Source organism: Intrasporangium chromatireducens Q5-1, from assembly GCF_000576575.1.
GTDB lineage: Bacteria > Actinomycetota > Actinomycetes > Actinomycetales > Dermatophilaceae > Intrasporangium_A > Intrasporangium_A chromatireducens.
In genome coordinates, this window is the sequence record NZ_AWQS01000160.1 from 1 (window position 1) to 8,986 (window position 8,986).

An 8,986-nucleotide genomic window follows, 5' to 3' on the forward strand; every position below is an offset into this window, starting at 1 on the left:
CCCGCCCGCCCGCCCGCGAGCCCACAAAGGGAGAATGGCAACACGGCCATGCCGGCCGCCATCACGGAGAGGCCCAGGCCTCCCATCGGCGCTTGGACGTACTGGGTCACCAAGGTGAACAGCATGTAGACGGTGAGGCCGGCAACCAAGACGACTACGTTCGCCCTCATCACCGCGGAATGCCGCGCGAGCCGCAGGTCCACGAGCGGCGCCGCACTGCGCAACTGGGAAGGAATCCACCAGCAGAGCAGTGCCACGGCGAGGACGCCAAGAATCAAGCTCCACGGCCAGTGCTGTTCGAGGAGGGTAAGTCCCAATAGGAGGGCCCCGACCGCGGCGGCAAGGCCAAGCGCTCCGATCCAGTTCACCGCGCCGACGGGCTGTCCCTTCCGGTCCGGGATGACGAGCCAGGCCGCCGCTAGGACAAGGACAGATAGGGCGGCACCGGTGGCGAAGGCGGGCCGCATCCCGAACAGGTCCGCCACCAGTGAGGTGACCGGATACCCGAGACCAATGCCGGCAACCCCGGACACGGAGACGAGAGCGCCAGCCCTCGGGAAGTCCTCGGGGGGTACTGCGAACCGGGCGACGGCGATGGCGAGCGGGAGCAACGCCAAGCTGGCCCCTTGGAGTATGCGACCGACGAGCAGTCCGCCGAACCCCAACTCAGGCACGCACAGGGTGGTACCGCCCGTGCAGACTAGGAGGGCAGTCAGCACGGTCCGGCGCAGCCCCTCACCAGTTGCGAGCCTGCCCAGCAGTGGCGTCAGCACCGCCCCTGCCAAGAGGTTGGCGGTCAGGGTCCACTGTGCGGCGCCGAGAGCAACGCGCTCCTCCCTTGCGATGAGTGGCACCAGCGGCGCCCCCAAGCTGCTGATGACACCGATGACCAATCCCAGCCCCACCAGGATCGGCAACAGCGCCCGATGGCGCCAGGGCCTACTTGAGGCGCTGCCAGAGGTCACGTTCCAGCTCGACAAACTCCTTCGTATACGGCAGCTCTTCGACGTGCCGAGGGCGGCCAAAGGGGACCTTGAGGTCGACCTCGATGCTGCCTCCGCTGAGCATGATCACCCGGTCGCCAAGCAAGAGGGCCTCGGCAAGATCATGGGTGACGAACACGACGCTCGGCCTGCTCTCCTCCCAGATCCGCATGAACTCCGTTCTGACGCTCACCTTCGTCTGTGCATCCAGTGCGGCGAAAGGCTCGTCCATGAGGATCAGCGACGGGTCCGGCGCCCAGGTGCGTGCTAGGGCGACGCGTTGGCGCATGCCTTGCGAGAGCTGCCACGGCCACAAGTCCGCACTGTCCAACAAGTGCACGCGGTCAAGCATCTCCTCGGCGCGGCGCCGACGCTCGGCCGCGCCGACCCCTTTGACCTCGAGGCCCAGCTCGACGTTCGTGCGAGCCTTCCGCCAGGGCATGAGCGCATCCCGGGCGAACATGTAGCCCATGCGTTTACGCGCCGCTCGGGGAGTTGTGTCGAGAACTTGCACCGTGCCACTCGTCGGCCGGAGCAATCCGGACAGGAGGTTGAGCACGGTCGTCTTGCCGCACCCGCTGCGCCCAACGAGAACAACGAACTCACCCGGCTCGGTGGTGATGTTGATTTCCTGCAGCACCCGGCGCGGCCGCCCGGACGCATCGGGGAACTCCACGACCACATTCTCGAGCCGAATGGCAGCGTTGGACTTTGCCGGAGTCCGGCCATCGGGTGACCCGACTGCCCGAGCAGTCACTTGGTGCTCCATCGCCCCAGCGCCTCCTCAGTCTCTCGAACCAGCCGCCCGACGATTTCCTGCACGTGCTCAATCTCCGTGAGGTAGCCCACGCCCTGTCCCGCTGGCGTGTGCATGAGGTCCAGGACCCGGTTCCGGTCGACCGAGCCGAGCAAGTCGCCGATGAGGATGTCCTGGAGGGGCATGGGCAGCGGGCTCGGGGCGGCGTCGGCGGCCCACTCGTCAGTCCAGGTGGAGCGCAGTTGACGTAGCGTCTTGCCGCTATCAGCCCGCGACTGGACGGTGTCCCCTACCCCCGCCGCCAGAAGCATCTTCTGCAACTCGGGATCCAGGTCGTGCTCGACGGCCCCGAGCCAAAGCGTGCCGGTCCAGACCCCGGCCGCACCAAGCATGAGCGCGGAAGCCACATGTCTACCCGTAGCCACCCCGCCGGCCGCTAGGACCGGCACGCCACCGGCCATGTCGACGATCTGTGGCACCAACGAGAAGGTGCCGATGGTGCCGGTGTGCCCGCCCGCGTCGTACCCTTGGGCAACCAGGACGTCCGCCCCGGCCTCGAGTGCCTTCTGGGCATGCCGCGGTGAGCCGATGAGCGAGACCACAACCTTGCCTGCCGACTTCAGTTGCTCCACGGCATCCTGGGGCGATCCCACGCCCAGTGCGACGACTGTCGCCTTCGAGCGCAGGACGACGTCAAGCTGTCGGCGTGCCATCTCGTTGGAACGCACGAACCGCGACCGCATGCCTGGCTGGCCATCGTCGGGCACGTCGTACTTCTGTCGGAGCTGGGCGACGAATGCACGGTGCTCTTCCGGTATCTGAGCCTCGATCAGCGCCCGATCGTCAAGCTCGGGCATGTTGGCCGGGAGAACCAAGTCCACACCGAAGGGACGGTTGCCGACCGCCTCGACGATGCCGGCCAGACCGGCTTCGATCTCTTCGGGGGTGTCGCGCGTCGCGCCCCAGATGCCGACGCCACCGGCCAGGCAGAGTTCGGCTATCACATCGGCGCTGTGGGCGAAGCCGAAGATCGGCAGTTCTGCAGGGATTTGGTCGCCCAACGTCGACCCGGATGGCTGCCACTTCATGCTGGTTCTCCTCATGGTTAGTCGCCTTGGGGTGCCTGCCAACGCAGGACCCACTTCTCGGCTAGGCCCGTCAGCGAATTGAGAATGCCTGCCACCACGGCGAGGACGATCAAGATGGCGTAGACGGCGGCCATATTGAAGCCGGCGGAATACTGTGCGACCAGCTGCCCCAGCCCGTCTCGCGCCGTGATGAGTTCCGAGGTCACCACGCCCAACAAGCTATAGATGAGCCCTAGCCGAACGGCCGCAAAGATGCTGGGGGTGGCGATCGGAAGCAGCACCTTGAAGAACTGCTGCGTCTTGGACAAACCCATCGTCCTGGCAAGTCGGACGATGTCGGGATCGGCGCTATTGACGCCCGCCCGCGCGTTGAGCAGAAAGACAAAGACCACCACGCTGAAGGCGAGCGCGACCTTCGCAGTGATCCCGATACCGAAGGCAATGATGAACACCGGCGCCAAGGCGACGCGAGGCATGCTGTTAAGGCCACTAATCATGGGGCCAACGGCGGCCTCGACACGCGGCATCAGCGCAAGTGCCAAGCCGATTGTCGTCCCCACCACGCCGGCGAGGAGCAGGGCAATGATCACCGCCTGCATCGTGGCCCACAGGTTGCTGGCCAACGTGCCATCAGCCATCAACGCCGTGAAGGCCGTCCAGACCTGCCCAGGACTCTTGTTGAGCGCCGCGCTCCCGGCCCCCGAGATGTAGTACAGCTGCCAGGCCAACAGCACGAGCCCGAGCACGCCCACTTGCGACAGCAGGCGAAGGACAGGCCGGCCCGTCCTTGGCCTGGACATGCGGCGATTGGCTCGGCGCGTATCCGTCATCGTCATCGTCGCCACGTCAGCCAACGCTGACACAGTTCGGCTGCATCGCTGAGGAGTAGTCAGGGGCATGGTCCATGCCCGGAAGGAACTGGACCTGCTCGTCGAAGAGCTCCTTGGTGAACTTGTCCGAAGGGAAAGACGTCTTGATCTCGGCCCAGATATCCGTCGCCGTCTTCGAGTCGACGCCAAGCGTCTTGGTCAGGAAGGTCGCCATTGCCGGTGCGTTCTTCTCGTCGCGAAGGAAGGCGTAGGCCTTCTGAATGGCGTTGCAGTACGCCGTGACCGTCTCCGGGTGCTTCTCAGCGAAGTCACAGGTGGTCACCGAGCCGACTTGGAGCATGTTCTTCAACGTGTCCGGCTTGCCGTGAGCGGTGTCGGTCAGGAAGGTGTACTTGATTCCTTGAGCGGCGAGCATCTGATTCAGCGGCGGATAGCCGATCATCGCGTCCACCTTGCCCTGCTGGAAGGTTGGCAGCGCCGTCGGCGCGGCTCCCACAGCGATGAAGGTGACGTCCTTGGGGTCTACCCCGGCAGCCCGCAAGATCGCCGTCATCCACACCTCAGTGGCCGACCCACGGGCCACCACGCCGATCGTCTTGCCCTTGAGCCCTCGAACCGAATCGGGAAAGCCCTTGTCTGCTCCCGGGATGTTCGCGTCCGGCCGGGCAATGAGGTTGTACATGTTGCCCATGCCCGGTCCGAGGTATCGCAGGCACTGGCCCTGCTTCAGCAGGGGGTAGACGAGTGCAGGAGATCCGCCGGTGACCTGCGAGGTGCCACCGATCAGCGATGCGACCATTTGGGGACCGCTGGGGATCTCCAGGATCTTGGCATCCACGCCCTCCTCCTTGAGGAAGCCCATCTTGACGACCATCTGGTCGATCGTGCTGACCGGCGACTTGGTGAAGGCCGAGACGGTGATGGCTTCGGCGGCCCCATCGGCAGTCTGACCGCCGGAGGCGCCACCCCCGCTCGATCCGCAGGCGCCGAGGAAGAGCGCGGCCACGGCTGCGGCAGCGAGAGCGGTTCTTGGGAAGCGCATGTTCTACCTCCTTGTAGAGTTAGCGTTATGCTAGAGACTCCGTGGTGGGCTGTCTAGGGCTCTTCGGAACATCTGAACTCCAGGAGGACACGATGCGGGGCGTACCGGACTACGAGACGTTGTCGTTGACCCTCGAGGATGGCGTGCTCACTGTCACGCTCGACCGCCCCGATCGTCTGAACGCATTTACACTCACCATGGGTCGGGAACTCACCGAGGCGTTCCGAGCCGCAGACGCCGATGACGACGTCGCCGCTGTCGTCGTCACAGGTCGCGGCCGAGCCTTCTGCGCCGGAATGGACCTGTCGACCTCCGGCAACCCGTTCGGCGTTGATCCGACACGACACCTCACGATGCACGAACTGCGAACCCACCTACATACTGACGAGTTGGTCGCTGGGGTACGCGACGAGGGTGGCAAACTGACGTTAGCCATAGACGAGTGCCGAAAACCGGTGCTGGCCGCTGTCAACGGCCCCGCCGTCGGTGTAGGCGCGACCATGCTATGCGCGATGGACGTGCGATTGATCTCCCAAGACGCCAGCGTTGCCTTCGTCTTCGGCAAAATTGGGATCGTCCCCGAAGCGATCTCGAGTTACTTCCTGCCCAGGATCGTTGGCCTTCCACGCGCATTGGAGTGGATGTACACAGCACAGACCCTTGAACCGGAGGAACTGATGCAAGCCGGCTTCGCCCGGTCTGTCCACCCTGCCGAAGACCTCCTCGGCGCCGCACATTCGCTAGCCCGGCGATTCACCGAGCACCGCTCTCCGGCCGCCACGGCCCTCACCCGCCGCCTCCTGCGGCGCAATGCAACCGTCGCCGACCCGGTGGAGGCACACCTGGCCGACTCCTTGGCGATGGCGTACACGTCCACCCGGGACGGCCTGGAGGGCGTGTCGGCCTTCTTGGAGAAGCGCACTCCACGCTTTACCTCCAAAGTATCGGAACTCCCTCCCGCCTTTCCTTGGGGATGATGGGCACCTTCGGCGGTTGAAGGTGAGGACCAGCCGGTGCCTGATGCCGAGCTGCCGGCGCGTCGACGTCTCCAACGTGGAGGTGATGTACTCCGTGGCCGCCTGCAATCTCGGCTACTCCGACTTCAGCGGCCGAGCCGCGAACGGTGAGCCAGTCGACGGCGGACGCGTCGCCTGCCTCCCCGTCACCGAGCTCGTCGCCCCCACCTGACTTTGGTCACCCGCTTGAGCTCCGGCGGGTCGCAGCCCGCTGACGTGCGGTGATGCAGTCGCGCGTGGGCGATTTGAGGCACTAATTGGTGCCCTACGCTCGGGTCCGTGGCGTGGGTGAGGCGGGTCCGGACGGCGTCGGGCGCGACGGCGGTGCAGATCGCGGAGTACGTCGATGGGCGCCGTCGGATCGTGGCTCACGTCGGGTCGGCTCACTCGGAGGCGGAGTTGGGGCTGCTGCTCGAACAGGCTCGGAGCCTGCTCAGCGATCCTGGCCAGGGCGAGTTCGACCTGGGGGTCGAGCCGACTCCTCGGAGGGCGGGTCTGCTGGCGCCGGCGGCGGATGCGGGCCTGTTCGCCCAGCCCGCGTCGTCGGCCGACCCTGGGCGGGTGGCGGCCCCGAAGGTGCTGGGCACCTGCTCGCGGCTGCTGTTCGACGTGCTCGCTGACGTGTACGACGGATTGGGTTTCGCGGTGGTCGGGGACGAGACGTTTCGCGACCTGGTGATCGCCCGGATCGTCGAGCCGACCTCGATCCTGGACACCGGCCGGGTGCTGGCCGACCTTGGCAAGCCGGCGCCGAGTGAGAAGACGATGCGCCGCACGCTGAGCCGGTGCGGCACGCGCGGCTACCGCGAGCAGGTCGCGACGGCCTGCTTCACCCACACGATGAGCACGGGCGATGTGTCGCTGTGCCTCTACGACGTCACCACGCTCTACTTCGAGGCGGAGAAGGAAGACGGCCTGCGCAAGGTCGGCTTCTCCAAGGAACGCCGCGTCGACCCGCAGGTCGTGGTCGGTCTGCTGGTCGATCGGGCCGGATTCCCCCTGGAGATCGGCTGCTTTGAGGGCAACAAGGCCGAGTGCGACACGAGGTCGCATGCTGTAAGTGGGTCACGAGGACGGAGGCCCTGATGGTGACGTGATCCCCGGTCCGTGCTCAATGGCCGGTCTCCTCCTTGGCGTGCGTCGCGGGTAACCGCGGGGTGCGAAGCCCAAGGTTCAAGCCGAAGGGTCCTCGTTCCTTCCGAGGGCTACGGGTGAGGAGAAGGACGGGCGGGCGAACACGCGTGAACCCTCGGTTGATGCCTCGTCATGTTGAAGGTCCGGCGAAGGATCGCGGTACCGGGCCGAGGTCAGGGACGTGCTGCTGGGATGCGGCAGATGCCGGCCGCCGATCGGCAGGTGGCCGGGTGAGCACCATGGTCCCCGGGGTATAGAGGGCGCCCATTCCGTCCGTGTCTTACGCATGTGGAACGTGGAAACCCCGTCTGGGTCCAGTCCTTGGTGGCTGGTAGGCCGACCGTGAGGAAGGCGTAATCCCCAGCCGGGAACAGGATGACCCGAGAAGCGAATGCCGGTGCGCCGAAAGGCGACGGGAAGGACGTCATCGACAACGGCCACCTCCGGGGTCGTGGTGGCGTCGAACCGGCCGGATACGAGCGGTGTGCTCGGCCCGAGAGGGAGCCCACGCGGGTCAGGTGAGTTCGTGAAGGAGACGATGATCGTGACGTCAGCATCCGCGGGGACGTTGGACGCCGCCACTGCGGTGACGGTGAACGGACCGCGGGACTTTCCCGAGGAGTGGGATCAGGTCAACTGGACCCGCGCCGAGGCGCAGGTACGGCGGTTGCGGCAGCGCATCTTCACGGCGTCAAGGGCAGGTGAGCACCGCAAGGTGCGCAGCCTGCAACGGTTGATGCTGCGCTCGGAGGCGAACGCGCTCGTCGCGACGCGCCGGGTCACGCAGGTCAACCAGGGGCGGCGGACCGCTGGGATCGATGGCCTGACCGCGCTGGATGGACCTGATCGGGTGGAACTTGCCCGCTGGGTCCAGCAGCACGGCCACCGGCCACCGGCCTTGCCGGTCCGTCGCATCTTTATCCCGAAGGCGAACGGCAAGAAGCGTCCGCTCGGCATCCCCGTGATCGCCGACCGGGCGTGTCAAGCCGTGGTGCTCAACGCGCTGGAGCCCGAATGGGAGGCCCGGTTCGAACCGCGGAGCTACGGCTTCCGGCCCGGCCGGGGCTGTCATGACGCGATCGAGGCCATCTTCACCGTGTGCAAGGGCAAGGACCCGACGCGCGCGTGGGTTCTCGACGCGGACCTGACTGCGGCGTTCGACCGGATCGATCACGACCGACTGCTCGACCACCTACACGGGTTTCCCGGCAAGGAGCGGGTGGCCCGGTGGCTGAAGGCCGGAGTGGTCGAGAATCGTCAGTTCGCACCGACCATTGAGGGCACGCCGCAGGGTGGGGTGATCAGCCCGTTGCTGATGAACATCGCCCTGCACGGGATGGAGACCGCTGCTGGAGTTCGGTACAAGCCGTGGCGCTCAACGCGCGGCTGGTCGATGCCGGGGACACCGGTACTGATCAGGTACGCCGACGACCTGGTGGCGCTGTGCCACTCTCGGCATGAGGCCGAACAGGTCAAGGAACGCCTTGCCGCGTGGCTGGCACCCCGAGGCTTGTCGTTCAACGAGGACAAGACGCGCATCGTGCACTTGTCCGAGGGGTTCGACTTCCTTGGATTCAACGTCCGCCATTACCGCAATCCGGGGAAACTGCTGATCAAGCCGTCCAAGGCAGCGGTCAAGCGCTTCCGTGCTCGCCTGCGCGCCGAGGTGCGCAGCCTGCATGGCGCGAACGCGTTGGCCGTCATCAGCAGGCTCAACCCGATCCTGCGAGGCTGGGCAGGCTACTACCGGACGGCCGTGTCCAAAAGGGTCTTCGCGGACATCGATGCCACCCTCTGGTGGACGCTGTTCAAGTGGGGCAGACGCCAACACAACACGAAGACCGGCCAGTGGATCGTGGACCGCTACTTCGGGCGGTTCCACCCGACCAGGCACGACCGCTGGATCTTCGGCGACCGGGAGACCGGCGCCTATCTGCGGAAACTGTCGTGGACGCCGATCCGTCGTCACCAGATGGTCAAGGCCGATGCGTCCCCGGACGACCCGGCCCTGACCTACTACTGGCAACAGCGGCGCCGGCGCCACCGGCCACGCGACACGCCCGCCCCAGCGCCTCGTTACCCTCGACGCCCTTAGGAACTTGCTTGAGCCGGATGCGGTGAAAGTCGCACGTCCGG

The 8,986-nt window shown here is 66.1% G+C and carries 8 protein-coding genes and 1 pseudogene; 4 read left to right on the forward strand and 5 right to left on the reverse strand.

Translation table 11 applies throughout. The features are described from left to right. From N864_RS15760 to N864_RS15780, 5 genes are all read right to left on the reverse strand, one after another. Positions 1-917: MFS transporter (locus N864_RS15760; protein ID WP_162164537.1), on the reverse strand; the 917-nt coding region annotated here is incomplete at its 3' end. 22 nt (positions 918-939) lie between these two features. Then, positions 940-1,659 carry an ABC transporter ATP-binding protein gene (locus tag N864_RS15765; RefSeq protein ID WP_205620974.1) on the reverse strand — a complete coding sequence of 240 codons (720 nt, stop codon included), beginning with the start codon at positions 1,657-1,659 and terminating at the stop codon, positions 940-942. Positions 1,660-1,736: 77 nt separating this feature from the next. Next, positions 1,737-2,828 carry an NAD(P)H-dependent flavin oxidoreductase gene (locus tag N864_RS15770; RefSeq protein ID WP_051518676.1) on the reverse strand — a complete coding sequence of 364 codons (1,092 nt, stop codon included), beginning with the start codon at positions 2,826-2,828 and terminating at the stop codon, positions 1,737-1,739. A 17-nt stretch (positions 2,829-2,845) separates the two neighbouring features. Beyond that, positions 2,846-3,664 carry an ABC transporter permease gene (locus N864_RS15775; protein ID WP_240474358.1) on the reverse strand — a complete coding sequence of 273 codons (819 nt, stop codon included), beginning with the start codon at positions 3,662-3,664 and terminating at the stop codon, positions 2,846-2,848. A 10-nt stretch (positions 3,665-3,674) separates the two neighbouring features. After that, positions 3,675-4,664, reverse strand: coding sequence for an ABC transporter substrate-binding protein (locus tag N864_RS15780; protein ID WP_162164539.1), 990 nt, complete (start codon positions 4,662-4,664; stop codon positions 3,675-3,677). A 128-nt stretch (positions 4,665-4,792) separates the two neighbouring features. Between N864_RS15780 and N864_RS15785 the strand changes: the two genes are divergently transcribed. The 4 genes and pseudogenes from N864_RS15785 to ltrA all read left to right on the forward strand — a co-directional run bounded on the left by N864_RS15785 (position 4,793) and on the right by ltrA (position 8,945). Then, entirely contained in the window at positions 4,793-5,677 is an 885-nt protein-coding gene (locus N864_RS15785; RefSeq protein WP_034718892.1) for an enoyl-CoA hydratase-related protein, read from the forward strand. 16 nt (positions 5,678-5,693) lie between these two features. After that, positions 5,694-5,888, forward strand: a complete 195-nt coding sequence (locus N864_RS24765) for a type 2 periplasmic-binding domain-containing protein (RefSeq protein ID WP_155892973.1) — start codon at positions 5,694-5,696, stop codon at positions 5,886-5,888. A 107-nt stretch (positions 5,889-5,995) separates the two neighbouring features. Beyond that, a pseudogene (locus N864_RS15790) lies at positions 5,996-6,760 on the forward strand (IS1634 family transposase); the annotation flags it as partial. A gap of 616 nt (positions 6,761-7,376) precedes the next feature. Further along, on the forward strand, positions 7,377-8,945 hold the full coding sequence (gene ltrA / locus N864_RS15795; RefSeq protein ID WP_205620976.1) for a group II intron reverse transcriptase/maturase: 1,569 nt from the start codon (positions 7,377-7,379) through the stop codon (positions 8,943-8,945). The last annotated feature ends 41 nt before the right edge of the window (positions 8,946-8,986 follow it).

What these genes read in the sequence shown, in the direction of transcription:
- N864_RS15770 (WP_051518676.1), bottom strand. Translation starts at nt 2,828, where the DNA reads ATGAAGTGGCAGCCATCCGGGTCGACGTTGGGCGACCAAATCCCTGCA.
- N864_RS15775 (WP_240474358.1), bottom strand. Translation starts at nt 3,664, where the DNA reads ATGACGATGACGGATACGCGCCGAGCCAATCGCCGCATGTCCAGGCCA.
- N864_RS15785 (WP_034718892.1), top strand. Translation starts at nt 4,793, where the DNA reads ATGCGGGGCGTACCGGACTACGAGACGTTGTCGTTGACCCTCGAGGAT.